22 protein-coding genes and 1 pseudogene are annotated in these 26,094 nt (G+C 45.3%); 22 read left to right on the plus strand and 1 reads right to left on the minus strand.

Going from position 1 to position 26,094, the window contains the following annotated elements:
• Window positions 1-32: 32 nt before the first annotated feature.
• The 21 genes and pseudogenes from selA to V3V99_01545 all read left to right on the plus strand — a co-directional run bounded on the left by selA (window position 33) and on the right by V3V99_01545 (window position 23,266).
• The gene (gene selA / locus V3V99_01445; protein MEE9441316.1) at window positions 33-1,415 is read left to right on the plus strand and encodes an L-seryl-tRNA(Sec) selenium transferase; all 1,383 of its coding nucleotides are present in this window, start codon (window positions 33-35) and stop codon (window positions 1,413-1,415) included.
• Window positions 1,415-3,316, plus strand: coding sequence for a selenocysteine-specific translation elongation factor (gene selB / locus V3V99_01450; GenBank protein ID MEE9441317.1), 1,902 nt, complete (start codon window positions 1,415-1,417; stop codon window positions 3,314-3,316). The genes selA and selB overlap by 1 nt, the downstream gene beginning before the upstream one ends.
• Window positions 3,297-4,886: an amidohydrolase gene (locus tag V3V99_01455; protein MEE9441318.1), complete on the plus strand. Its 1,590-nt coding sequence runs from the start codon at window positions 3,297-3,299 to the stop codon at window positions 4,884-4,886. Before selB ends, V3V99_01455 begins: the two co-directional genes overlap by 20 nt.
• A gap of 157 nt (window positions 4,887-5,043) precedes the next feature.
• A complete protein-coding gene (locus V3V99_01460; protein MEE9441319.1) occupies window positions 5,044-6,369 on the plus strand; it encodes a glutamine synthetase family protein in 1,326 nt (441 codons plus the stop codon).
• Window positions 6,370-6,468: 99 nt separating this feature from the next.
• Window positions 6,469-7,260 carry an alpha/beta hydrolase gene (locus V3V99_01465; GenBank protein MEE9441320.1) on the plus strand — a complete coding sequence of 264 codons (792 nt, stop codon included), beginning with the start codon at window positions 6,469-6,471 and terminating at the stop codon, window positions 7,258-7,260.
• The gene (locus tag V3V99_01470; GenBank protein ID MEE9441321.1) at window positions 7,257-7,823 is read left to right on the plus strand and encodes a hypothetical protein; all 567 of its coding nucleotides are present in this window, start codon (window positions 7,257-7,259) and stop codon (window positions 7,821-7,823) included. Before V3V99_01465 ends, V3V99_01470 begins: the two co-directional genes overlap by 4 nt.
• 40 nt (window positions 7,824-7,863) lie before the next feature.
• Window positions 7,864-8,328, plus strand: a pseudogene (locus V3V99_01475) (hypothetical protein).
• 25 nt (window positions 8,329-8,353) lie between these two features.
• Entirely contained in the window at window positions 8,354-8,959 is a 606-nt protein-coding gene (purN, locus tag V3V99_01480) for a phosphoribosylglycinamide formyltransferase (GenBank protein MEE9441322.1), read from the plus strand.
• 4 nt (window positions 8,960-8,963) lie between these two features.
• The gene (locus V3V99_01485; protein ID MEE9441323.1) at window positions 8,964-9,854 is read left to right on the plus strand and encodes a phosphoribosylaminoimidazolesuccinocarboxamide synthase; all 891 of its coding nucleotides are present in this window, start codon (window positions 8,964-8,966) and stop codon (window positions 9,852-9,854) included.
• 28 nt (window positions 9,855-9,882) lie between these two features.
• On the plus strand, window positions 9,883-11,457 hold the full coding sequence (gene purH / locus V3V99_01490; protein MEE9441324.1) for a bifunctional phosphoribosylaminoimidazolecarboxamide formyltransferase/IMP cyclohydrolase: 1,575 nt from the start codon (window positions 9,883-9,885) through the stop codon (window positions 11,455-11,457).
• Between the two features lie 73 nt (window positions 11,458-11,530).
• Window positions 11,531-12,004: a DUF494 family protein gene (locus tag V3V99_01495; protein ID MEE9441325.1), complete on the plus strand. Its 474-nt coding sequence runs from the start codon at window positions 11,531-11,533 to the stop codon at window positions 12,002-12,004.
• A gap of 14 nt (window positions 12,005-12,018) precedes the next feature.
• Window positions 12,019-13,215, plus strand: coding sequence for a bifunctional phosphopantothenoylcysteine decarboxylase/phosphopantothenate--cysteine ligase CoaBC (gene coaBC / locus V3V99_01500; GenBank protein MEE9441326.1), 1,197 nt, complete (start codon window positions 12,019-12,021; stop codon window positions 13,213-13,215).
• Window positions 13,208-14,077, plus strand: coding sequence for a uracil-DNA glycosylase (locus V3V99_01505; protein ID MEE9441327.1), 870 nt, complete (start codon window positions 13,208-13,210; stop codon window positions 14,075-14,077). The genes coaBC and V3V99_01505 overlap by 8 nt, the downstream gene beginning before the upstream one ends.
• On the plus strand, window positions 14,064-15,479 hold the full coding sequence (gene dnaB / locus V3V99_01510) for a replicative DNA helicase (GenBank protein ID MEE9441328.1): 1,416 nt from the start codon (window positions 14,064-14,066) through the stop codon (window positions 15,477-15,479). Before V3V99_01505 ends, dnaB begins: the two co-directional genes overlap by 14 nt.
• Window positions 15,480-15,484: 5 nt before the next feature.
• Window positions 15,485-16,261, plus strand: a complete 777-nt coding sequence (locus V3V99_01515; GenBank protein MEE9441329.1) for an ABC transporter permease — start codon at window positions 15,485-15,487, stop codon at window positions 16,259-16,261.
• Window positions 16,258-17,004, plus strand: coding sequence for an ABC transporter ATP-binding protein (locus V3V99_01520; protein ID MEE9441330.1), 747 nt, complete (start codon window positions 16,258-16,260; stop codon window positions 17,002-17,004). The genes V3V99_01515 and V3V99_01520 overlap by 4 nt, the downstream gene beginning before the upstream one ends.
• Before the next feature lie 564 nt (window positions 17,005-17,568).
• Window positions 17,569-18,390 (plus strand): methyltransferase domain-containing protein, encoded by an 822-nt coding sequence (locus V3V99_01525; protein ID MEE9441331.1) that lies wholly within the window; start codon window positions 17,569-17,571, stop codon window positions 18,388-18,390.
• 61 nt (window positions 18,391-18,451) lie between these two features.
• Window positions 18,452-19,819 (plus strand): DNA repair protein RadA, encoded by a 1,368-nt coding sequence (gene radA / locus V3V99_01530; GenBank protein ID MEE9441332.1) that lies wholly within the window; start codon window positions 18,452-18,454, stop codon window positions 19,817-19,819.
• Window positions 19,820-19,875: 56 nt separating this feature from the next.
• Entirely contained in the window at window positions 19,876-20,310 is a 435-nt protein-coding gene (locus V3V99_01535; protein MEE9441333.1) for a GNAT family N-acetyltransferase, read from the plus strand.
• Window positions 20,311-20,411: 101 nt separating this feature from the next.
• The gene (gene tgt / locus V3V99_01540; GenBank protein MEE9441334.1) at window positions 20,412-21,548 is read left to right on the plus strand and encodes a tRNA guanosine(34) transglycosylase Tgt; all 1,137 of its coding nucleotides are present in this window, start codon (window positions 20,412-20,414) and stop codon (window positions 21,546-21,548) included.
• A gap of 305 nt (window positions 21,549-21,853) precedes the next feature.
• Entirely contained in the window at window positions 21,854-23,266 is a 1,413-nt protein-coding gene (locus tag V3V99_01545; GenBank protein ID MEE9441335.1) for an alpha/beta hydrolase, read from the plus strand.
• 103 nt (window positions 23,267-23,369) lie between these two features.
• Here V3V99_01545 and V3V99_01550 read toward each other — a convergent pair whose 3' ends face one another.
• Window positions 23,370-23,966: a fibronectin type III domain-containing protein gene (locus V3V99_01550; GenBank protein MEE9441336.1), complete on the minus strand. Its 597-nt coding sequence runs from the start codon at window positions 23,964-23,966 to the stop codon at window positions 23,370-23,372.
• Window positions 23,967-24,408: 442 nt separating this feature from the next.
• Between V3V99_01550 and V3V99_01555 the strand changes: the two genes are divergently transcribed.
• Complete coding sequence (locus V3V99_01555) at window positions 24,409-25,776, plus strand: sigma-54 dependent transcriptional regulator (protein ID MEE9441337.1); 1,368 nt, start codon at window positions 24,409-24,411, stop codon at window positions 25,774-25,776.
• Window positions 25,777-26,094: the final 318 nt, after the last annotated feature.

Consider the following 26,094-nt stretch of genomic DNA (forward strand, 5'->3'; position numbering starts at 1 on the left):
CGATTATCATCGAAAAATAACGGAATCGACCAATGACTAAAAATAAATCCGAATTATTTTCAGGCTTACGGGATTTTCCTTCAGTGGAGATTCTCTCGGGGTATCCCCAAATAAAACGATTTGATAACATTATTCCGAAGCCTTTAATTCTGAAAATAATCAAAGAAACGGTAGCGAATGAAAAAGAAAGGTTCAGAGCCGGTGACAAATCGATTACTATCGAAAAGCTAACAGGCTCAATCTGCGCCGAGATAAACAAGCTGGCACATCAAAATCTGAAACCGGTCATAAACGGCACCGGCATAATTATACACACCAATTTGGGGCGCGCTCCACTGGCTCATCGTCATCTTGAAGACGCTGTCGAGATGGCCTGCGGCTATAGCAATCTTGAATATGATATTTATACGGGAAAGAGAGGCAAACGAGGAATCCTGGTCGAGAGTCTGCTATCATCACTTTGCGGGACTGAAAGCGGCACCATGGTCAACAATAACGCCGCGGCATTATTTGTGATCTTAAATACCCTTGCCAATCGCAAAGAAGTGATTATATCTCGGGGTGAGTTGGTTCAAATCGGGGGAGGATTCAAGATTCCGGAAATTATGACACGGGCCGGAGTTAAGTTGATAGAAATAGGAACGACGAATCGGACATCATTGAATGATTATAAAAAAGCGATAACATCCAAAACAAAAATGATTCTCAAAGTGCACCGCTCAAATTTTGTCCAAAGCGGTTTTGTTGAGGAGACATCATTGAAATATTTGGCCGGACTGTGTCGAGAGCATGATATCCTGCTAACCCATGATATCGGTTCGGGTTTGATGTCTCTCCCACCGGGATTCAAAATAAAAAATGAACCGGTCGTTTCCGAATCGGTTCAGGCCGGAGCCGATTTAACCTGTTTTTCGGGCGATAAGCTCTTTGGGGCGGTTCAGGCAGGATTAATCGTCGGGTCAGATAAATTAGTTAAAAAAATCAAGAGCAATCCCATATTCAGAACTGTTCGATGCGATAAAATATCGTTCGCGGTCATGGCCAAAATATTGTCCTTGTATTTACAAGGCGAGCGGTTTGAGGAAATCCCGATCTGGAAAATGATAAGCGCGACTCCGGCGGAATTAAAGAAACGGGGCGAAGCGATTTTGACCGCCGCTGGAAAGAAAAATATAATTCTCCGGGCATCGAAAGCTTATCTCGGCGGGGGCAGCACTCCGGAGCAGTCTATCCCTTCGCTGGTCATATCAATTAAAACAAAATCCAATCCAAATAAATTTGCAGCTTCATTCAGAAATTTTTCACCGCCCATAATCGGCCGGGTTGAAAATGATGAATTCTTAATCGATTTGCGCACGGTATTTCCCAAACACGACGGTGATATTGTCGCGGCCATAACATACCTGGTAAATTGATGATGTTTGTTCTTGGTACGGCCGGACATATTGATCATGGCAAATCCTCATTAATCGAGGCCATTACCGGCATAGATCCCGATCGCCTGCCGGAGGAAAAACAACGGGGTATGACAATTGACCTTGGGTTTGCCTGGATGAAACTTACCAATGGTGAAGAAATCGGTCTTGTTGACGTTCCCGGTCATGAGCGATTTGTACGAAATATGGTCGCCGGGGCGGGCGGAATAAACGCCGCCCTTCTGGTTATTGCCGCCGATGATGGTTGGATGCCCCAAACCCAGGAACATTTTGATATCCTCAAACTTCTCAACCTCGAATATGGCTTAATCGCATTAACTAAAACTGATTTGGTGGAATCTGATTGGGTTGGGTTGATATCGTCGGATATCAAAGAAAAGATCAAAGGCTCCTTTCTCGAAAATGCTCCGATTATTCCCTGTTCATCCGAGACCGGCGAAGGCATTCCGGAAATCGTAAATGCCGTTGGTGAGATGGCTATGCAAATCAAGGCCGTGGAAGATATCGGAAAGCCGCGACTGTTTATCGACAGGTCTTTTATCCTGACCGGCATCGGTGTTGTCATAACCGGAACCAGCCGGGGAGGAGGATTTTCGGCCGACAGCGAGGTTTATCATTTCCCCTCCGGTGATAAAATACGAATCAGGTCATTACAATCTCACGAGAAACAGGTCGATAACGTCGGACCGGGAACGAGAGTAGCAATTAATCTTACGGGGGCTGATAAAGAAAAGGTTAAAAGAGGCGATGTCATTTGCGGATTTCCATATAAGAAGAAACCGGAGGTTTTCACGGCGGATATTTCAAACCTCGCCGATTCGGCATTGGTTCTAAGCGAGGGAAGAAAAGTCCTTCTGATTTATGGCACAACGGAAGCGGAGGCTATCCTAAGACCGGTCTCTGATTCAGGAATTAAGCCAGGCGAAACCGGAATAGCGGTAATAAAATCACTGAGCCCAATATGTGCTTTTGTCGGTGATTATTTTATTTTGCGTCTGCCGACTCCTCAAAAAACGATTGGCGGCGGGAAGATACTTGATATTCTTGAGAATATGCCTCGCCGCAAAGTCTTGAATTCTTTACTGCCGGTTTGGGCAAAAAGGATTGATGGTAGTCTTGAGTCGTTGCTTTTAACCGAACTCGAAAAACAATTATTTATGAACGCCAATGACATTCTATTTTATTCCATTTTTTCCGATAGGCAAATTTTTGAAACGCTTAAAACACTCGAAATATCAGGAAAGATTATAATAAACGGCGATTATGTCGGTCTGGCCGCGAGAATAAATGATTTGACTGAGAAAATCAGCATATTGCTGGGTAATCTTCACAAGAAAAAGTCATATTTGAGAGGTATGACCGGGGAAAATATTGCTGGAAGGACAAAACAAGTATTCGACTCGCAGTTTATCCTGTTTCTTAAATATCTTGAGAATGAAAATAAAGCAGGACGGGTCAATCAATTTTATCATCTACCGGGATTCAAGCCGTCTCTGGACGATGCGATGCGCGATCAATCGGAAAAAATATTGGGAGCAATTAAAACCGCCGGGCATAGTTATTTGACGATAGCTGAAATCGAAAGGAAATTTGAAAATAGTCGCCGGACAATAAATTTCCTGCGGGACGAGGGAAAAATCCGGATTGTCGCTCCTGAATTTATCGTAAGTTCTGATTCGTGGAAAGAAATTCTTGAGTATTTGGAGAATAAATTTGACGAAAACGGGAAATTGACATTGGCCGAATTTCGAAATCATTTCCAGACCACGCGCAAATATGTTCTTCCTCTTTTGGAATTTTTAGACCAAATCAAAATAACCAAACGCGACGGGGATTTTCGCATCAAGGGAGCCAGTTTCGATGAACGCCATTCTATATAACGCCCAAATTTATCCACAGTATCGAGTTTCCCGAAGGCCGACTGTATTAGTAATTACGGGTAAAGTGATTTCCGAGATTGGTTATGACGTTTCCCGGATAAAAAGAAATTATCCGCGGCATAAGAAAATAAATGTAAGAGGAAGGGCTATTATCCCCGGTATGGTGGACAGCCATACGCATTTCTACTTCTGGGCCAAAACCTTTCACTCGGTTCATCTGGACGGCATTAGATCATACAATGAGGCTCTCGGGAAGATTAGATCTTACGCCTCCAAAACTCCGCCCGGCGAGTGGATCATCGGCGATGGCTGGTCGGCTGACCGTTGGGATGAATATTATTTGCCGACCGCAAAGGAGCTTGATGCCGTAACCGGTAATCATCCGGCCGGATTATTCAGTAAAGATCAACATACTATCTGGGTCAATTCCAGGGCTCTGAGAATGGCCGGAATTGACAAAAACTATCCTGATCCGCCGGGTGGGAAAATCGATCGAGACTCTGCGACGAATGAGCCGCTGGGGATTTTGCGTGAGACACCTGCGTATTTTCCCGTTTATAAGTTGATGAATCGGGCCATTCCGGAACAGATTTTAAGGTCGTGGAAAGCCGCTTCAAAAATTGCCTATAGCCGAGGAGTGACCGGATTTCATTCAATGGATGGCCCGGAAGGGTATGATTATTTTGAGCAATTGAATAACCAGAATAAACTGAGTTTCCGGATTCATTATTATTTCCCGGTAAAAATGCTTGATGAACTTATCGAACAGGGAATACATAGTGAAATGGGTGATGATAAGCTGAGAATCGGCGGCGTTAAAATATTCGTTGACGGCGCTTTGGGATCGCAAACAGCGCTAATGAAGAAGCCTTATTTAGGATCAAAAAATAACATTGGTTTGGAAGTCACTAAATTCGGAGATTTAAAAAAGCAGGTTAGGAAAGCCGCCCGAAATAATCTCGCCTGCGCCGTTCATGCCATCGGAGACCGGGCGGTATCAAATGTTATTTCTGCTTTCGAATTGGTATCGAACAGAAATCTTCGCCACAGAATCGAGCATCTTCAGTTAATCTCAAAAGGGGATATTGGCCGTTTGAAAAGAATCGGCGCAATCGCGTCAATGCAGCCGAGCCATTGTCCTTCGGACCGGCAATTGGTGGCCGAGTACTGGGGTATACGGGGTCAGGGAGCCTATATATTCAAAACTCTTCTGAATCAAAATATCCCGTTGGCCTTCGGTTCGGATTGTCCCATTGAACCGCTTGATCCTCTGGCCGGGATTAGCGCCGCCGTCAATCGAACCGGTTGCGGCGAACGGGGCGGTAGTTTTTATGCTGAAGAATCGATATCGGTCTCAAATGCGGTTCATGGGTTTACGGCCGGACCAGCATACGCTTCGGGCCGGGAGAGTTTTTCCGGCAAAATAGCCCCGGGCTATCAGGCCGACCTGGTTATTCTTGAAGATAATATCTTTACGATGCCCAAATCAAAAATATATCAGGCATTAGTGGCGGCGACTATTTTCGACGGAAAGATAGTTTATCAAAATTCCTGTTTAAAAATATTCTAATTTTTGTTCGACTGCCCAGAATCCTTAATTATTTGCAATAAGTACTACTTCAGTCTTCGTATTTATATTTTTATCGTACCCATTGAATTTTTATTTTGATTTTGGTTGTAGATTTTTCTAATATATTAGTTTGGTGAATTTTATGGGAGATTGAAAAATGGTTAAGACAATTGAAGAGGTTCTTGATCGAATTGACGCCGCCGGTGTGAAATATATTCGCCTCTGTTTTACTGATATTCTCGGGCGAATAAAGGGAATGGCTCTGACCCGGTCGGAGATTCCGGAGGCTTTGGAAGGCGGACAGGGATTTGACGGTTCATCAATTGAAGGTTTTGTGCGCATTGAAGAATCGGATTTGATGGCAATTCCCGATGTCAAGTCTTTCCGTATTTTCCCCTGGCTAATCGGTGGGGAACGCGTCGCTATGATGTTTTGCGACATACAAACTCCCGATGGCCAGCCTTACGGCGGTGATCCCCGATATGTCCTCAGGCGCGCGTTGAAAAAGCTGGATGATAAAAACTGGACTTTCTATACCGGACCGGAGATTGAATATTTCTATTTCAAGAATGACCAGGCGCCTGAAATCATCGATAAAGGCGGTTACTTTGACTATAATACAGTCGATATCAGCACAACATTACGGAAGAAAACCGTCAATGCTCTCGAGAGTATTGGAATTCCGGTAGAATGCTCGCATCATGAAGTAGCCCCCTCGCAACAGGAAATTGATCTGAAATACCAGGACGCCCTGGTTATGGCGGATTTCGCTCAGCTTTATAAATTTATCGTTAAGGAAATCGCACAGGATAACGGATATTACGCCACGTTTATGCCCAAGCCCCTTTTTGGTGAAAACGGTTCGGGTATGCATACCCACATGTCAATCTTTGAAAATGGCCGCAACCTGTTTTTTGACGGCGATAAGCCATATCATCTGTCCGATATGGCCCGTCATTTTCTGGCCGGAATTCTTAAGCATATAAGCGAAATAACGCTCATTACCAATCAATGGGTAAACTCGTATAAGCGACTTGTCGCTGGATATGAAGCGCCGGTTTATATTTCCTGGGGTCGTCGCAATCGGTCCTCATTGGTGCGGGTTCCGATGTATCGCGTGGGCAAAGAAAAGTCGACCCGAATCGAGCTTCGCTCTCCCGATCCGGCCTGTAACCCTTATTTGTCTTTCGCAGTAATTCTGGCGGCCGGTATGAAAGGACTTGAAGGAAAATATGAATTGCCAGAGCCGATAGAGCAAAATATTTTTCATATGACTCCGAACGAGCGGGAAAAGCTGAATATTAAAGGACTGCCCGCTACTCTGGAAGAAGCAATCGCCATTACTGAAAAATCAGATTTGATTCGAGAAACTATGGGCGACGATCTTTTTGAGAGATTTTTGGCCAACAAACGGGTTGAATGGGATGATCACCATATTCGCGTTTCGCAATATGAGATAAAAAAATATCTGCCTTTTCTATAAAAAATGATTTTCAGGCGTAATGTTCAAACAAGATGAATCGCTGACCGCCGGTCAAATCGCGACGGTGGTCAAATCAAGAAAAATTAGCGGGAGAAGAAAATGCCTCACGTTGATACCCAGGAAGTTTCAATCTATTACGAAACCAAGGGGCGGGGTTCAACGATTGTTTTTCTTCATGGATTTACTCTTGACAGGCGGATGTGGGGGACGCAGGTCGAGTATTTTTCAAAAAGGTTTCGGACGCTTGTCTATGATTCTCGCGGTCATGGAAAATCAGGCTGCCCCGAATCGGGATACTCCCGTGCCGATCGCGTACGGGATTTGGCTGCCCTGGTAGAAAAATTAAGGCTGGCTCCGTTTCATATCGTCGGACTTTCGATGGGAGGGGCGACTGCCCTGGGTTATGCCATTGACCATCCTGAGTCGTTGTTGTCCTTAACCCTGGCCGATACCGCCGCGGCTGGGTTTCAACCTCCGCCCAAATACAAAGATATGCGGGAACGGGTGGAGAGCATGACTATTGCCGATATAAAACGGGTCTGGAAACGCAATGCTCTTTTTTATTATGCCCGAAAAAATCCGCAATTGCGCGATGAACTGGCGGAAATGATGGACGGTCATTGCGGAAATTTATGGACCGATCCCCAAAGAGGGACTTATAAAGACCGCGATGATGTCGTCTTATCATCAAAAATCAAAATTCCGACTCTTATTTTTATAGGTGAAAAAGATAAATTTTTCCTACCCTTAGCCAAAAAACTTCACCAAAATATAGAAAACAGTGAGATGGATATCGTCTCCGAGGTGGGGCATATGGTCAATATGGAGGATTCGAACAGATTTAATATGCGTCTGGAGCAATTTTTGGACAGGGTGGAGGAAAACCGGTGAATTATTTTGAGATTAATAAAAGGCTGGCGGCGATTAAAAAATTCAGAAAATTGTATTTGGATTATATCAGTTTCACCAATCGATTTGAGAATCCGGCCGCTCAAATGCTTTTGAAAAAAATGCGGCCGCTGGTTCCGATGACGATTGACTCGATGCGCGAGGCAAAAGTGGGAACAATCGTGACTCATGACGCTCCCGCCCGTGGATCTAAGCGCTATAAGATCAATATTATTAAGGCGATTTTTCGCGAATCACTGGTGCGAAATTTCAATCTGGAAGACGATGCTCCTATGCAGGCCCTGGAAGCAACCGTAGTAAAATATGAAACCATGAAAAGTCGGGCGTTCTTTCAATTATTCAATCCGTTTTTCTGGTTTATCGAGTTTGTCGGATACGCCGCCGACGGGCCTTATACGTTAATTGATAAGGCGGGTATCGATACTACCGAATTTCGCAAAACAGCGGGGGCCAAAACAATAAAATTATTTCTGATGGCCGTTATAATTCTTTTGACAGTCGAATTAACGGGGTTGCGGGAATGGCTATGGGCCGCCTTTAATTAGCGATTAGTCATGATCCTCGATTTAGGCACAAAATAACAATCCTATCGGGCGGGGTGGAATGGTCGCGTTTGATTGGGATGGCAAACGATTCGAAATACCAATAAATCAAATTCATCTTGAGAAAGACGCTGGAAAATTGATTCATCGGGATGGGAGTTTTGCTCATTTAAATCAGGCAATAATCGGTATTTTGGATTTCAATGTCACTTCGACGAAGTTAGCCGGACTTTTGGAACGTATCGAATCCGGAGAAATATCCAGATTATTGGCTAAAGAGATATTTTCCGAAATGGCATCTTCCGGAAAATCATCAGATGAGGTTATTGTAAGCCAGTCTCTTGAACCAATTTCGGAAACTTCGGAATTAGAAAGTATTATTGACTCCATTCTCGGTCAAGAAAATGATAAAGTAAATCAATATAAGTATGGAAAAATCAAACTTTTTGATTATTTTATGGGTCTGGTAATGAAAAAAACCGGAGGCAGGGCGACCCGAAAAAAATAAGGATAATTTTGAGGGATAAACTCAAATGAATGAGAAAGTGAGACTGGCTGTTTTCGTTTCGGGGGGCGGCTCAAATTTGCAATCTATTATGGATAATTGTTCGGCGGGCAATATCGACGCCGAAGTTGTTTTGGTTCTATCCAATAAGAAAAAGGCTTACGGTCTCGTCCGCGCCTCGGAAGCGGGTATAGATACGGTCGTTTATAAACGCAAAAAATTCTCAAATGGAAATGAGGCCGATGAATTTCTTTTGAATTTGCTTGATGAATATCGTATCGATATTATCGTTCTGGCCGGATATCTGAAAATGATCGCTCCTCCGGTGATTGATAAATATCGCGGCAGAATAGTCAATATTCATCCCGGAACTTTGCCCAAATATGGCGGGAAGGGAATGTTCGGTTCCCGGGTTCATAAAGCCGTTATCGAAGCGGGCGAGAAGGAGACGGCGGTAACGATACATTATGTCGATGAGATTTATGATCATGGTCAGATAATGGCTGAACGGAAAATACCGGTTTTGCCCGATGATACTCCCGATGAGCTGGCCGCCCGTGTGCTGAAAGTGGAGCATGAGCTATATCCCGAAGTAATCAAATTTCTTGTTGAAAAATACAGGAAGGAATCTTAAAAAAATGGACTCTGTTTTAACAACCGATATTAAGGAATACCCATTGTTATCCCGTGGAAAGGTCCGCGATGTATATGACCTCGATGATAAGCTGTTAATTATTGCCACCGATCGCATTTCCGCTTTTGACGTTGTTCTTCCCAACGGCATTCCCGGGAGAGGAAAAGTATTGACCGGTGTATCGGTGTTCTGGTTCGATTATCTGAAAGACATAATCGATAATCATCTTATTTCTGCTAAAGTCGAAGAATATCCCAAAGATTTGCAGCAGTATAAAGATGTCCTCGAGGGCCGTTCGATGCTGGTTACCAGGGCCAATCGAATCGACATTGAATGTATTGTTCGGGGTTATATATCCGGTTCGATGTGGAAAGAGTATAAAGAAGCCGTTAAATCGGGGACGACGACAGTGCATGGTTTTGAATTTCCGGCAGATATGAAGGAATCGGATAAATTAGCGGAGGCGATATTCACGCCATCTACCAAAGCCGAATCAGGACATGATGAAAATATTTCTTATGAAAAAATGGTTGATGTTGTCGGGAATGAGACGGCTCAACTATGCCGGGACAAATCGCTGGCGATATATACCAAAGCGGCTGATTTCGCGCGGAAAAAAGGGATTATAATAGCCGATACCAAGTTTGAATTTGGATTCGTGGGCGATAAATTAATTGTCATCGATGAAGTTTTGACTCCGGATTCATCGAGATTCTGGCCGGCCGACGAATACGAGCCGGGAAAATCTCAGCCTTCGTTTGACAAACAGATTATCCGGGATTATCTTGACGGGCTCGATTGGGACAAGACGCCGCCCGGCCCGAAATTGCCCGATGAAATAGTCGATCGGGCGTTGGCGCGTTATACAGAGGTGGTTGACCGTTTAACCGGTTAAAGACCGCAGGCACGGAGGTTATTGGATAATGCAGGATATGATGAAAATAAAAAGAGTTCTGATATCGGTTTCAGATAAATCGGGTTTGGTAGAATTGGGTGAGAGACTTTGTGAGATGGGCGTAGAGATTATCTCAACCGGAGGAACCCTAGCGGCTTTGAAAGAAGCTGGAGTGCATGTTATCTCAATCGCGACATTTACCGGCGCTCCGGAAATTCTTGGCGGTCGGGTCAAGACTTTGCATCCCAAAGTACATGCCGGCATCTTATACAAACGCGATAGCGAAGAACATCAAAGTGAAATGTTGCAGCAGGAATATAAACCGATAGATCTGGCAGTCGTTAATTTATATCCATTCGAGGAAACACTGGCTAATCCCAACTCCACCGACAGCGATAAAATTGAAAATATAGATGTCGGCGGCCCGACGATGATAAGAGCGGCGGCCAAAAATTTTGATTCCGTGGCGGTAGTTACAAGTCCGAAAGATTATTCGGAGTTAATTTCGGAAATGCAAGCCAATGAAGGCGCTTTATCAGGAGAAAGCCGCCGAAATCTTGCCCGTAAAGCGTTTGCCTTAACTTCCCGGTATGACACGGCCATATCAGGGTATTTCTCGGAGACCGGTAAAAAGGAAAAGCAAATATCCATCGACGATGAGTTTCATTTGGAATATACCAAAGTGCAGGATTTGCGTTATGGTGAAAATCCTCATCAATCAGCCGGATTTTACCGCATGAAAGGCTTTAGCGGCGTGACAATTGCCGATGCTGAGCAGCATTCCGGAAAAGAACTGTCATATAACAATATTGCCGATATTGACGCGACCCTTGATATGATATTGGAATACAATGGTCCTTTCGCGGTTGTTGTCAAACATGCCAATCCATGCGGGGCGGCATCGGCCGAAACCCTGGCCGAAGCTTATCAAATGGCTTATGAAACCGATCCATTATCCGCCTTTGGATCAATTATCGGTCTTAACCGTATCGTCGATATGGATACGGCCATGCTGCTTCACAAAACCCCATTTGTCGAGTGTATTTTAGCTCCCGGATTTACTGATGAGGCATTGGCCAAATTGAGGCGTAAAAAAGCCCGACGTCTTTTGTCATTGCCGTCAATTCTTGATAAATTGCCAAATCCCGACAAGGTATTCAAATTTGTTCGGGGAGGGGTTTTGACTCAGGGATTTGATAATCTCGATGTTGATCCGGATAAGATTACTATCCCGACTAAGAATAAACCGACCGATGAACAGATGGAATCACTGACTTTCGGCTATAAGCTAATCAAATACGTAAAGTCAAACGCAGTATTGATTTGCAACGGCAAGGCCGCTGTCGGAATCGGAATGGGACAAACCTCAAGGGTCGATTCGTCGCATCTGGCGGTCAAGAGAGCCGGAGATCGAGCCAAAGGCGGCACTTGCGCTTCCGACGCCTTTTTCCCCATGCCGGATGGATTGGAAGTTGTCGCCGAGGCGGGGGTTTCGGCCGTTATTCAGCCCGGCGGTTCCAAGGGCGATCCGGATGTGATTGCCGCGGCTGATAAATACGGTGTGGCCATGGTTTTTACGGGAATCAGACATTTTCGGCACTAAAAAAAGAAACAAATCCTCTTGCATAACTGTTTACTAAGATGTAAATTTCTTAGTGACAATTTGAAAGGCGAACTTGCAGGATAAGATACTTGAAATCGTTGTTTACCTGATGAATCAACTGTCTGATCACCAGGGGACAATTAATAATATAGATGAGATGTCGGCCGATTTACGTTCTATGGGGTTTACCGATAAGGAAATTTCGTCGGCCTATAGCTGGCTTTTGAAACATTTTGAGGATTATCCGGAGAGTTTTTCGATGCCGCATAATGAGATTGATGTCTGCTCGGTACGGATTCTTTCCGAAGCCGAGCGAAAAATTATTATACCGGAAGCATACGGGTATCTATTGCAGCTTCGCCAGCTTCGACTTTTATCCGCCGAACAACTTGAATTAATTCTCGATCGCTGTGCGCTGTTTGCCTCAGATCCGATCGGTATCGAGGATATAAAGTTTTTCGCGTCGGCGGCCATGTTTGAAACCGGTTCCTCGGAAATGCCTTTTGCAATCTGGGCTGGTGATCCCGAAAGCGAACCGATCAATTAGTCTGGTCGGTCTCGATGGAATTAATCAATAGAAAAATAGTTCTTGGCGTCACGGGCGGTATTGCCGCTTATAAATCTGCGTATCTCACGCGACTGCTGATCAAAGCCGGATGCGAAGTGCAGACGATAATGACCGAAGCCGGTACGAAATTTGTTACGCCCCTGACTTTTGAATCACTCACCGGACGGCCGGTATCCGTCAAGATGTTCCCCGAAGATCGTTTTGTTGGAACGCATCATATCACTCTGGCCGATTGGCCTGATTTAATTGTCGTCGCTCCGGCAACGGCGGATTTTATCGCGCAAATAACTCATGGTTTTTGCTCAAGTCTACTTTCGGCCGTCTGCTGTGCTACCAAACGCCCGATACTTCTGGCTCCGGCAATGAATGAGGGGATGTTTTCCAATCAGGCGGTTCAGAAAAACCTGGGCGAGCTGCATCGCCGCGGTCTTTTAATCATGGATGTTGGCGTCGGTGAGATGGCCTGCAAGACCTATGGTCCCGGCAGGATGGCTGAACCTGAGGCGATTCTTGAGCGCATTTCACAAATTCTGAAAAGAACCGGACCGTTGGCGGCGAAAAATGTAGTCGTTACGGCCGGGCCGTGTCGGGAAGCGATTGATCCGGTTCGGTTTATTTCCAATCGCTCATCGGGGAAGATGGGTTATGCGATTGCCTCCGAAGCGGTTAAATTGGGCGGTAATGTTAAATTAATATCGGGACCGGTGGTATTGAATACCCCGGACGGAGTAAGTAAAATATCGGTTGAAACGACCGAGGAAATGGCAACGGCCGTAAATGTATCTTTTGATGATGCGGATTATCTTATCATGGCGGCCGCACCCGCCGATTACAAGCCGACTATTAGTTTTGATCAGAAAATAAAGAAATGCGACAAGGGAATGTTGGTTGAATTATCGCCTACAATTGATATATTGAAGTCTCTGATTTCAAAACGCCGTGATAATCAGGTTGTCGTCGGGTTTGCGCTCGAGACCGAAAACGAGATTGACAACGCGCAAAAGAAATTGGAAGATAAAAAGCTCGATTTTATTGTCGTCAATAAAGCGACCGAAGATGGGGCCGGGTTTGATAGCGACACCAATCGCGTTACCGTGATTTCAAAATCGGGGCAAACTTGCGAACTTCAAAAAGATGATAAAAATATTATAGCGCGCAATTTATGGGAAATAATCCTGCCGCATGAATGATGAATTAAAAGAACTCTATGAACTGGCGTCACGAGCATTATCGTGCCAGGCTGAATTTGGTCATCGGGAATTAATCCTCGAAAAATCCACGCTCACGCATTTGAGTAGTATCGAAAACGCACAACCGGGAGAAACAATGGTTAAGACCTCATCATCAATTCCGAAAAATGATTCAAAAGAAAATTTACCCGTAAATGAAACCGCGTCCAAACCGATTCCTGATTACGGTAAGATACCACCTATGGAAACTACTACAGATTTACTGACCCAATCGGAAGATGTATCTGCGCCGAAATATTCGGATTTGGAATCGCATCGCGAGGCGATATGTGACTGCAGCAAATGTCCTCTGGGGCAGACCCGTACCAAATTTGTTTATGGGGTTGGAAATCCCCGGGCGAAAATAATGTTTATCGGCGAAGCGCCCGGGCGCGATGAGGATATGCAGGGCGAGCCGTTTGTCGGTCGGGCCGGAAAATTGCTCGATAAAATTATCGCGGCCATTGGATTTGCTCGCGAGGATGTTTATATTGCCAATATACTGAAGTGCCGTCCGCCTAATAATCGCGATCCGCAACCGGATGAAATGAATTTGTGCATGCCGTATCTGAAAGAGCAGATTCGGCTGATAAAACCGCAGTTCATTTGCGCGTTGGGGCGCATTGCCGTTCAGGGGTTATTGGATACGACAGCGCCTCTGGGGAGCCTTCGGCGCAAATGGCATCGGTTTGAAGGGATTCCTTTTCTGGCAACTTATCACCCGGCGGCATTACTGAGATTTGCTAAATATAAACGGGATACCTGGGAAGATATGCAGGTATTGATGAAAGAATATGAACGGATAAACAATGACGACCAATAGAACTAAAATTGACCGGCAACCACCGCATTCACTGGACGCCGAACAAGCGGTTCTGGGATCGATGCTGACCAGCGAGAGCGCGATCGGTCAGGCGATTGAGGTATTGCAGTCGAGCCGAAGATTTTACTCGCCCGGTCATCGTAAGATTTTTGATGCCATCTTAGATCTGTTTGAAAAATCACAGCCGGCAGATATTGTAACCGTTTCAAATCATCTTGAAAAAAACGGGATGCTCGAAGATTGCGGCGGGCGCAAATATCTAACCGAGCTGGCCAGCGGCGTGGCGACTTCGGCCAACGTCGTTTATTACGCCGAAAACGTTTTGGAAGCCGCGACACTCCGTGATATGATATACTCTTCGGCGGAAATAATAGACCTTTGTTATCGTCAGGAAAAGAACGCTGATGAACTTCTCGATGAGGCCGAGCAGAAAATATTCGATATATCGGAGGGGCGTCTCCGTACCGATTTCGCTAATATTAGAGAATTAGTTCCACATACGTTTTTGGAAATTGAAGAATACAAAGAAACAAAAGGTGGATTGCTGGGGGCGCCCACAGGCTTCGTCGAATTAGACAACATGACTGCCGGATTACATGCCGGTGATTTAATAGTAATCGCGGGGCGTCCATCAATGGGTAAGTCGGCGCTGGCTTTAAATATTATTGAAAATTATTGTCTGGAAACGAAAAAGGCCGCTGCATTTTTCTCTCTGGAAATGTCAAAGGAACAACTGGCGCTTCGCTTAATCTGTGGCCGGGGGAAAATATCATCGCATAGGCTAAGGCGGGGAATGGTCTCAGGGGATGAATTGCATCATTTGGCAGTTGCCGCCGGCCCATTTTACGAAGTTGATTTGTTTATAGATGATTCTCCCTCGATGACCGTTTTACAGATGAGAGCCAAAGCAAGAAGACTTGCTTCAAAGAATGAATTGGGTTTGATAATTATAGACTACCTTCAATTAATGACTGGGAGCCGTTACGCCGAAAACAGGGTACAAGAAATCTCAATGATAACCAGAAGCTTGAAAAGTTTGGCCCGTGAACTCAACGTTCCGGTTATTGCCGTCAGTCAGCTGTCGCGCGGGGTTGAGATGCGGCCCAACAAGCGCCCGCAATTATCCGATTTGCGTGAATCAGGCGCAATTGAGCAGGATGCTGATTTGGTTATATTTGTGTATCGCGAAGATTATTACCTGGCCAAGGAATTACCTGAGGATGATCCGAAACGTCTGCAGGCCGAAAATAAAGCTGAACTGATCGTCGCCAAGCAGCGTAACGGCCCGACCGGGAAAATTAATGTTTCATTCCTTAAAGAATTCGCACGTTTTGAAAACCTCGCCATAGGCTACCGGGAAGCTCCCGGGCCGCCGGTTGAATCGGGAGATACTCCGTTTTAGGTTTTATGGAAGAAACGCAGCAAATAATTGATATCCGACCGTCCACGCTTATCAAAGGCGTCGGGCGGTTATTTATATTGTTCAGCCGGACGATCGCATCTATCAGATTTCTATTTTCATCAATAGGTCTCATCCTCAATCAGATGTATTACATCGGCGTCAAGTCGATCTGGTTGATAGCAATCACTTCGATATTTACCGGAGGCGTTTCAGCCTGGCAGGCGGCTTATCAGTTTAAAGATTATGTCCCTATCAGGTATCTCGGGGGCGCCGTCGGTAAGGCGGTGCTGATCGAGCTGGCTCCGGTACTAACGGCGCTGGTGATAGCGGGACGAGTCGGGGCGGGCATCGCCGCCGAACTTGGTTCCATGAAAGTTACCGAACAAATTGACGCGATGGAATCGATGGCGGTCGATCCGGTGCGCTATCTCGTCATGCCGCGCTTTCTGGCCGGTTTAATTATGCTTCCGGTTCTGACGATCTTAGCCGATTTTATCGCCATGATGGGAGCCATGATCGTGGCAGTCAACCTGGTCGGGATGCCAACGGAAACTTTCATAAACGGATTCGAGCAGTTTTTTGTCTTGAGTGATTTTACTTCCGGCTTGATTAAGGCCGCGGGATTTGGCGCCATTATTTCCATTATGGGCTGCTATCACGGATTCAACACGACGGGAGGCGCGCAGGGAGTCGGGATTTCGACCACACAAGCGGTTGTGTCGGCGGCGGTTTTGGTTTTGGTCGCGGACTATGTTATGGCAACGCTTTTGTTTCAATTATGATTCGAATCGAAAATTTACATAAGAGTTTTGGCGAACTGCGGGTTCTTTCCGGGATTGATCTAAACATCAATCAAGGCGAGTCGGTTGTCGTTATCGGCCAGTCGGGATGCGGGAAATCAGTCCTTCTCAAGCATATTGTCGCACTACTTCGGCCCGACAATGGAAATGTGATTGTTGACGGACAGCATATTTTCGATCTTACTCAAAAGCAGTTGATGAAATACCGCCGGAGAGTTGGCGTTCTTTTTCAATTTGGAGCCTTGTTTGATTCGATGACGGTTGGTGAAAATGTTGGATTCAGTTTGCGGGAAAGCGCTAAAATGAAATGGAACGATATCCGGCCAATCGTCGCCGAGAAACTCAAACTTGTCGGGCTGTCCGGTAGCGAAGAGAAAATGCCGTCTGAAATTTCGGGCGGGATGAAAAAGCGGGTCGCATTGGCACGCGCCATCGCTACCGAGCCGGATATTTTACTTTATGACGAACCGACGACCGGGCTTGATCCGATAACGGCTGATATGATTAACGAACTGATCGTCGATGTGAATAAAAAATTGGGAGTGACCTCGATAGCAGTGACGCATGATATGGCTTCGGCCTACAAAATCGCGCATAGAATTATTATGCTCCACGACGGCAATATTGTCTGGGATGGCACTCCGGATGAAATCAGGCAAACCGATAATGAAACCGTTAAACAATTTATATCCGGCTCCTCAACCGGCCCGATACAGGTGCAGTGAGATTAGGAAAATATAATATTGTCGAAACCGCAGGGGTTTCGACCTACAAGGGATGAAAAGATAAATGCATAAAACGATGATAGTTGGACGACTTAATTTGTTTAGTAAATTATACATGCTTATGGGAATTGTGATAGCATGGTTGTATATAACTTTATATTTAAAGGCACACATTATATCCAATAATTATATTGGTCTTCTATTATGCCTCTTTGCCTTAATACTAAGTGTCTATTTAATTCTATCTTTAATCAGAACACGAATAATCGTAACAGATAATTATATTGAATATAGAAACATTAAAATTTTGCAGATACAATATAATAAAATTGATAGAATAACCGTGGGCACTCAATTTATTTTATATGGTGCAAATGCGAAAATTCCAATAAGTACATCAATAGATAAAAAAGAGGCGATAATAAATTATTTGATTCAGTCAGTCTGTAAGACTTGGAATTATCCCATAGAGGGAGATTTGATAAAATTACAATCTCATTATGGAATTAAAATCAATTAGACAGGGTGGCTCACAGCTTGCTGTGGGAAAACGGAAGGTAAATATTGAATAAAAATAAAAACAAAGACCTCTTACATAAAAAACTCTGCCCGAAGAGTAGTCAATTCGATATAGAATGGATGCTGGCCAATGAAATGGGGCCAAACGCTATATGGCTGACTGAAATTCTCGCTGAACGAATGAATTTGAAAAAAGATATGCGCCTTTTAGATCTCGGATGCGGACGGGGGATGACCAGTATATTTTTGGCCAAAACTTACCAGGTCAATGTTTGCGCGACTGATTTGTGGATTAATGTCGATGATATCTGGTCTGTAGTTTCAGAAGCTGGGATGGAGGACGGTGTATTTCCGATTCAGGCCGAAGCCCACAACCTCCCCTATGCCGCAAGATATTTTGAATCAATCATTAGTGTTGATTCTTACCAGTATTTTGGTACCGATGATTTGTACCTGGGATATATCACCAGATTTCTTAAAGACGGAGGACAATTGGGACTGGTCATGCCGGCAACGATGAAAGAGTTTGACAAACCTCCGGGCCATCTAATCCACAAACAAGAATCAGGCGGAATTTTTTGGGATCAAAAAGAATGCCGAACCCTTCACACTCTCGATTGGTGGATAGACCATTTCTCGTACCCGGGAATTGTCGATATTGAAGTCGCCGAAATCATTCCGGATGGCTGGAAGCTGTGGCTGGAATGGGAGGAGATAAAAGACGGAGGAGGTTTTTCCGGATTCCCCAGTGACGCCGAAACAATTTCAGCGGATGCGGGTAAATATTTAGGTTTTGTCTTAATTATCCTGAAAACTATACCGAGAAAAAAGAGCGAACTCGGCCATTCACTTAAAGTACGGCTTTAAGCTCAGATAGCTTGGATAGAGTAATCCACAACTTACTTTGTGGAGGAGAAAGGCGACATAAATGAAGGCGGCTCCGAAAAAAAAGACAGCGTATTTTTGTACTTCATGCGGGATGATGCACCACCGCTGGCAGGGGCAATGCCGCGAGTGTGGCGAATGGAATACTCTGCATGAAGAGACAATCGTATCTCCGCAGAAACAGACTCAAATAAAATCACTGAGCAAAAATGAAGCGGTCGCGATGCCTGATATTAAAATCGAAGATCGGTCGCGTCTTCTATGCCGGATAAATGAATTTGACCGGGTTCTCGGCGGCGGAGCGGTTCCTGGGTCGGCAATGTTGGTTGGCGGCGAACCGGGGATCGGCAAATCATCACTTCTCCTTCAAGTCGCCGAAGAGTATTCCCAAAATGGACATAACGTCCTGTACATCTCGGGCGAAGAATCGACGCATCAGATAAAAGAACGGGCCGGGCGGTTTGGCATCACGGGTAAGTCTATCTCGGTTGCCAATCTCACCGAACTGGAAAGTATCCTTGAATTATGCCGCGGGGATTACGGCGTTATAATCATCGATTCGATTCAAACGGTGGCGTCGGCGGCGTTTGATTCGCCTCCCGGAACGGTCGGGCAGGTGCGGGAATCATCATCGCGGCTGATCGAACTGGCCAAGCAAACAGGCAAGATATTATTTCTCGTCGGACATATCACCAAAGACGGCGCCGTCGCGGGGCCGAAGGTGATGGAGCATATGGTTGACGCCGTTTTGTATTTTGAGGGCGACCGCAATCATATGTACCGGATTTTGCGCTCGCAGAAAAATCGGTTCGGTCCGGCGGGCGAGATTGGCGTTTTTGAAATGACCGGAAACGGACTGGCCGAAGTGTCAAATCCTTCGGCGGTATTTTTATCATCTTCGCATGACAGCATCACTCCCGGTCGGATATTATCGTCAGCAGTGGAAGGCAGTCGGTCGTTTCTCGTTGAAGTCGAAGCGCTGGTAGCGACGTCGCACTACGGCATTCCACAGCGAGTAGCATCCGGCATTGATAATAAACGTTTGGCAATAATCAGCGCCGTATTGGAAAAAAGAGGAGGAGTTAATTTGGGGGGCAACGATATATTTGTCAATATTGCCGGAGGGTTTCGGATTGACGATACCGCTCTCGATTTGGCGTTTCTATTGGCGGCGGCGTCATCGCGGCTGAATATCGCCGTTGACGCCAATATGATTGTAATAGGTGAAACGGGATTGTCCGGCGATGTTCGCGGTGTCGGGCACATCGACCGGCGATTATCCGAAGCGGCCCGATTGGGAATGACCAAAGCGATGATCCCCAAAGCCAACGCGAATGGTTTGTCAGGAAAAAATAAACTCGAAATCATCCCGGTCGCCACGATAGAAGAGGCTTTGCAGGTGATAAAGTAGAGGGTTGGAATGACCTGTGCCCCACAGCTTGCTATGAGAAAGAAGAAAACAAAATTATGATAACACTCCGAGAGATTACTGCGGAATCCCTTAGGTCGATTATTGATCTCAAGGTTGCCGAAAATCAGAAGAGTTTTGTAAAGCCAAATGCAGTGTCTATAGCCCAGGCGTATTTTGATAAAAACGCTTGGTTTCGCGCTATCTATGACGGTGAAGCGCCGATTGGATTTGTGATGTTATGGCTCGATACAGAAAAAGCGGAGTACTGGCTCTGGCGATTTATGATTGACGAAAAATTCCAAAAGAAGGGATTTGGATACCAAGCGATGAAAATTATCATTGAGCATGTCCGAATCCTTCCCAACGCGACGCGATTTGGCCTTACTTATGCGTCTGGGGATGGCGATCCATCTCAGTTCTATGCCAAGTTGGGATTTGTCGAAACCGGAGAATGGCAAGACGACCAAAAAGTAATGATGCTTGAGTTATAGCGGCGCGGACAACAGCCCCACAGCTTGCTGAATTGGAATAATTGTCGGGTTTCTCACTTCGCTCGGAACCCGACCTACCGATTGATAATTAGAAAGATAACATGAAATATCCTGAAGGATTTGAGTTTGAAGTAATACACACTGACGGTGATGCGCGGTTGGGGCGGTTGACAACACCTCATGCTGTTATTGATACGCCCGTTTTTATGCCGGTCGGGACCCAGGGAGCGGTCAAGACGCTGGCGTGCGAAGACCTCGAACAGATGGGGGCGCAGATTTTCCTGGTCAATACTTATCATCTCTATTTACGGCCCGGTGTCGATGTTGTCGAAAAGATGGGGCGGGTTCATGGCCTGACGGCCTGGCCTAAGGCGATTTTGTCCGACTCGGGCGGGTATCAGGTTTTTTCTCATCGTGACCGGATAAAAATATCGGATGACGGGGTGCGGTTTCAATCGCATTTCGATGGCTCATATCATGATTTTACGCCGGAAAAAGTAATCGACATTCAAAGAAAGCTGGGGGCGGATATTATCATGTCGTTCGACGAATGTACGCCGTATCCGGCGACGCGCGAACAGGCACAGGCCGGACTCAAACGGACCACCGACTGGGCCAAACGGGGGATAGCGGCGTTTGAGAAACTGGAGGAGACCGGTGAGTATCCTCCGCAGTTACTTCACGGCATCGTTCAGGGTTCGGTTTATGAGGATTTGAGAAAGCAGTCGGTCGATGAACTTCTGAGCTTGGATTTTCCGGGATATTCTATCGGTGGCCTCTCGGTCGGCGAGCCGAAAGAAGAAATGATTGAGATGCTTGATGTAACGGTGCCGCTTCTGCCAAAAGAAAAGCAACGTTATTTGATGGGTGTCGGGTATCCGGAAGATATATTGAATGCCGTCGAGCGGGGTATCGATATGTTTGACTGCGTTTTGCCGACTCGCAACGCCCGTACCGGATTGGTGTTTACCAAAAGCGGCCCGTATAATTTTCGCAACGCATCGGCAACCGACGACGATAAGCCTCTTGATGCCGACTGCAATTGTTATGTGTGTCAGCGGTATAGCCGGGCATATTTGAGACATCTGTATTCGGTTTCCGAGATAACAGCGCATCGGCTGGCATCGTATCACAGCGTCAATTTCTTTATCGAGCTCCTCCGCGATATCAGAGCGGCGATTAGAGAAGACAGGTTTGGGAAGTTTAAGAAGGAGTATTTGGATAAATACAATTATTGATTCGTCTTATATATAGATTTACCATTGTCTATAGGAGGGGATCATGTCAAAATATTTTGCGCTATGCTTTCTAGCAATTACATTGGTGTCGTGTACCAAAAACAATTTGGAAGTTTCAAGAAAGTAGGGCGGCATCCCTGTGATGCCGCCGGATAATTCTTTTATCCCGCTGCGCGGGATTGTCGGGAGCGCAGGGCTCCCGACCTACTGTTTTATTAATTTTTCCCAAAAATCGAATAAAATCCTCCCCTTAAGCATATAGATATTATAGAATGCAAATATCAAATCTTGTTTGGGGGTACAAAATGAAAAAGTGTTTTGCGTTTTTTCTAATTGTTTTATTATGCGGCAATATTGCCGTAGCGCAGTCTAATCAGAATATAATCGGCACATGGAACGGGAAGCTGTCGGTTCAAGAGGTAACGCTGCGACTAACATTCCATATATGCGATACGTCCGGAACGCTGACGGCTACGATGGACAGCCCTGACCAGGGGGCTTATGGAATCCCGATGGATTCCTGCGTTTATGAGGAAGGGAACATAAGGATTACCAATACTCAGATTATGGGAGTCTATACCGGAAAGCTGAGTGATGATAAAAACAGCCTGACGGGAACCTGGGTGCAGGGCGGCATGAGCATGGAACTCAATCTCGAACGGGGTGAGAAAGTTACTATTAGCCGTCCGCAGGAGCCGAAACCGCCGTATCCATATCTCGAAGAAGAAATAAGCTATCTCAATGAAATAGGCGGTTCATCTTTGGCGGGGACGTTATCCAAACCGAAAACCGGCGGGCCATTCCCGACAGTCCTTCTGATAACCGGATCGGGCATGCAGGATCGTGATGAGATGGTATTTGGCCATCGGCCGTTTTGGGTTTTGGCCGATCATCTAACGAGAAACGGAATTGCCGTTTTGCGCGTCGATGACCGTGGAGCCGGAAAATCAACCGGCGAAGTAATGACTGCTACTTCAAAAGATTTTGCCGGAGATGTGAAAGCGGGCGTGGAGTATCTCAAGTCGCGTGATGATGTCGATAAAAATAAAATCGGGCTCATCGGGCATAGCGAAGGCGGGATGATCGCGCCAATGATAGCTTCAGAATCTGATGATATTGCCTTCATAGTACTTTTAGCCGGACCGGGAGTGCCGGGACATGAGATTTTGACACGACAGGCAATAGATATTATGAAACTGGACGGAAAAAGCGAAGAGGAAGTTGCACTCTATGGCGATCTGCAGAAGAAAATTCTCGGTGTGATCGTCAAAGATATTTCAAATGAAGAAGCCGTTATCGAAATGAAGCAGATATTCAAATCATGGGAAGAAGCATTACCTCCGGAAATTTCTCAAGACCTTGATTCGACCATGATTTTTCAGATGCAGCAAAGTTTTGAGCAGGCTTTATTGCCGTGGATGCGATATTTCGTGGCTTATGATCCGCGTCCGGCTTTGCAGAAAACAAAATGCCCGGTTCTTGCCATCAATGGCGAAAAGGATGTGCAGGTTTACGCCAGGGATAATTTGTCTGCAATTGAGAAAGCTCTTAAAGAGGGCGGTAATTCCAATTATCGCATAGAAGAATTACCTGATTTGAATCACTTGTTCCAAACCTGTAAGACCGGGGCGGTATCGGAATACAGTGAGATTGAGGAGACGTTTTCACCGATCGCGCTTAATATAATATCGGATTGGATTCATAAAAATATTAAATAGAAGACGACAAGGAAGCCGTTCTTCAGGCCGATAAAGGTGGCTATCAAATAGTATTGTTTCGTTGTGGCGACAACTCCGGAGTTGTCGCTACAAGATAATATGATTACGGTAATGGCTTGGCGTCGCCGCTGATAATACGAATCATATAAATCAGGTCGGCAAGCCTCAGGGGCGTACCATCGGCGTTAATATCATAAACAAAATCATCCAGGTATTTGTCTCCAAGAGCCCTGAGACCAATAATGAAAAAATTGGTAAGCATTATGGCGTCGGCGGCCTCATAAGCGATACCATTATCATTGATGTCTCCCCGAGCATATCTTTGAGCTGTCCGTGAGACAACATTTGAGATTTTTGACCAGTTACCGGCCCGATCTACGGATTTAATGGCGAAATAGTATTTGGTATTTTCGACCAAACCAAAAACATAACAACTCTGCACAACACCTTTGATTTCGGGGAAGGGTTCTCCGGAAACCTGCGCGGCTCGATACCATCTTTCTTCCGTGATTGAATCTGTTGAAAACCGCAGATCATAGGCGGCCGCCTTTGATTCCGGTCCGATATCCCTGGGAGCGGTCCAGGTAAGTCGAATAGAAACGCTCCGGGCGATGTTTTCTTCATCGACCGTATTCGCGCTTACACCCGTCAGTCCCAGGCCAATCCCTGCCAAAATAAGAAATCTACAAAATGTCCTCACGTATCCTATCCCTGGCGTTATTCACCTCTTAGGCCGGATCCATTTAGCCTTTTTCGGCAAGCGATTATGTCATCATGCTGAAGATATTACTCAGCAAGTATCAGTAAGTATGCGTGAGCACTAACACTCGATATGCGGCTTCCCTTGGGCCGTATAATGGCCCGTTTGTTCCCAAGTAACTTAACGTCGTCAAGTATAGTAATTCGTAAAGTGCAATACAAGCTAAAAATAAGGTTATTAGTAAAATATATCAAATTTAACTTAGAAAAGTATTCGTAGATATGGGAGATGATGTGGCAGGTAATCTCTTTGTGATTTGTAACCTTTTGCCAAACATAAAATTGTGCTAATTTCGAACAGTTAAGATGATGCAGGAGTATGGGGAAAAGCCGATAATTACAGTAGAAACGTATATTCAAAGACCATTATCACTGGAGTAAAAATGTCCTCAATACTTGTAATTGATGATAAGGATTCTATGCGCAAAATGGTGGCCCAGACTCTAAGCGAGGAAGGGTATAATGTTTCTATGGCGGCCAATGGCTCGGAAGGTCTGAATTTGGCACGGGATAAGCAATTTGATCTTGTCATTACCGATTTGAAGATGCCCGACGTTGATGGCTTGGAGGTCCTCTCCAACGTCAAAGAAATCAATGATGAGACGGCTGTAATCGTAATGACCGCTTATGGCACCATAGAAACCGCCGTGGACGCTATGAAAAAAGGGGCTGAGGATTTTCTAACTAAACCGTTCGATACGGAGCATATGTTGCTTCTGGTTGAACGGGCGCTGAAATCTCAACGAGTAATTGCCGAGAATGAAATCCTCCGAGAGGAGCTTGGCAATCGTCTCGGGATGGGTGAAATAATAGGCTCAAACGAAAAAATGATCGAGGTTCTCAAACTTATCCAAAAGGTTGCAGTATCGGACACATCGGTTTTGCTTCAGGGTGAGTCGGGCACTGGTAAGGAACTGTTCTCCCGTGCGATTCATAATTTATCGCCTCGCAAGAAGGGGCCGTTTATAGCAATTAACTGCGCTGCCATTCCCCGCGAGCTTTTGGAAAACGAATTGTTTGGTTCAGAACGAGGGGCTTTTACCGGATCGGTGGCACGCAAGATTGGGAAATTTGAGATTGCCGACGGCGGTACGATATTTTTGGACGAAATCGGCGACATGGATATTGGGCTTCAGGCTAAACTGCTTCGGGTCCTGCAGGAAAGAACGGTCGAACGGCTGGGAGGAACTCGTTCGACAAAAATAGATACGCGCGTTATAGCGGCCTCGAATGCAGATCTGAAAGATTTAATAACTCAGAAGAAATTCAGGGAGGATTTGTATTATCGATTATCGGTGTTTCCGGTAGTAATTCCGCCATTGCGGGTGAGGATAAATGATTTGGAATCTTTGGCCAATCACTTTATTGCTCGTTATTGTCGGGAGATGAACAAGAAATCCAAATCATTATCAAAAGACGCTCTGACCTTGATGGAAAAATATCATTGGCCGGGTAATGTCCGAGAGTTGGAAAATACTATAGAGCGGGCAATAATTCTCTGTGACGGCAAAAAAATCAAGCCGGAACATATGGCTATTAGATTAAAAAGCAACAACGAAATACAGCTTCGTGAAGGCGCCGGACTCAAGGAAATCGGGGCTCATGCCCAAGGACAGGCGGAGCGAGCCGCAATTCTCAGAGTATTGAATCAGGTTCGAGGAAATAAACGCCGTTGTGCCAAAATTCTACAAATTGACTACACAACTTTGTTCGATAAGATTAAGAGATACAAGATTGACGCAAAGAGATAATAATTCAATTGCCAAAAAACCCGCCTCGTTGGGCGGGTTTTTTTTTATGGGGAAAAGAAGAAGTGGCAAAAGTGGTTAGAAGTGAATAAATATAAACGATTTTTCTACCAGTGTGCCTTTAATTATGAATTCTGCATATTATATAGAATAATCAAATAAGAATTTGGAGATTTACGTATGAATGATTACAGCTGATTCCTATTCACATGAATTTTGTTTGCAATGTAGAACGCCATAATGGCATACTGGTTCTGAAATTTCCGCTGTCTCAATACATTGCAACCGCTTGAAATACAACGAGATATTATGCATTTGGCT

This window comes from Candidatus Zixiibacteriota bacterium, assembly GCA_036480375.1.
In the GTDB taxonomy this organism is placed as follows: Bacteria; Zixibacteria; MSB-5A5; order GN15; family JAAZOE01; genus JAZGGI01.

Excerpts from the sequence above, each read along its gene's own strand:
- V3V99_01545 (MEE9441335.1), top strand. The coding sequence starts at position 21,854 with ATGAAAAAGTGTTTTGCGTTTTTTCTAATTGTTTTATTATGCGGCAAT.
- coaBC (MEE9441326.1), top strand. The coding sequence starts at position 12,019 with ATGGAATTAATCAATAGAAAAATAGTTCTTGGCGTCACGGGCGGTATT.
- V3V99_01515 (MEE9441329.1), top strand. The coding sequence starts at position 15,485 with ATGGAAGAAACGCAGCAAATAATTGATATCCGACCGTCCACGCTTATC.
- dnaB (MEE9441328.1), top strand. The coding sequence starts at position 14,064 with ATGACGACCAATAGAACTAAAATTGACCGGCAACCACCGCATTCACTG.
- radA (MEE9441332.1), top strand. The coding sequence starts at position 18,452 with ATGAAGGCGGCTCCGAAAAAAAAGACAGCGTATTTTTGTACTTCATGC.
- tgt (MEE9441334.1), top strand. The coding sequence starts at position 20,412 with ATGAAATATCCTGAAGGATTTGAGTTTGAAGTAATACACACTGACGGT.
- V3V99_01460 (MEE9441319.1), top strand. The coding sequence starts at position 5,044 with ATGGTTAAGACAATTGAAGAGGTTCTTGATCGAATTGACGCCGCCGGT.
- purH (MEE9441324.1), top strand. The coding sequence starts at position 9,883 with ATGCAGGATATGATGAAAATAAAAAGAGTTCTGATATCGGTTTCAGAT.
- V3V99_01485 (MEE9441323.1), top strand. The coding sequence starts at position 8,964 with ATGGACTCTGTTTTAACAACCGATATTAAGGAATACCCATTGTTATCC.
- V3V99_01455 (MEE9441318.1), top strand. The coding sequence starts at position 3,297 with ATGAACGCCATTCTATATAACGCCCAAATTTATCCACAGTATCGAGTT.
- selB (MEE9441317.1), top strand. The coding sequence starts at position 1,415 with ATGATGTTTGTTCTTGGTACGGCCGGACATATTGATCATGGCAAATCC.
- purN (MEE9441322.1), top strand. The coding sequence starts at position 8,354 with ATGAATGAGAAAGTGAGACTGGCTGTTTTCGTTTCGGGGGGCGGCTCA.
- V3V99_01555 (MEE9441337.1), top strand. The coding sequence starts at position 24,409 with ATGTCCTCAATACTTGTAATTGATGATAAGGATTCTATGCGCAAAATG.
- V3V99_01505 (MEE9441327.1), top strand. The coding sequence starts at position 13,208 with ATGAATGATGAATTAAAAGAACTCTATGAACTGGCGTCACGAGCATTA.
- V3V99_01535 (MEE9441333.1), top strand. The coding sequence starts at position 19,876 with ATGATAACACTCCGAGAGATTACTGCGGAATCCCTTAGGTCGATTATT.
- V3V99_01520 (MEE9441330.1), top strand. The coding sequence starts at position 16,258 with ATGATTCGAATCGAAAATTTACATAAGAGTTTTGGCGAACTGCGGGTT.
- selA (MEE9441316.1), top strand. The coding sequence starts at position 33 with ATGACTAAAAATAAATCCGAATTATTTTCAGGCTTACGGGATTTTCCT.
- V3V99_01465 (MEE9441320.1), top strand. The coding sequence starts at position 6,469 with ATGCCTCACGTTGATACCCAGGAAGTTTCAATCTATTACGAAACCAAG.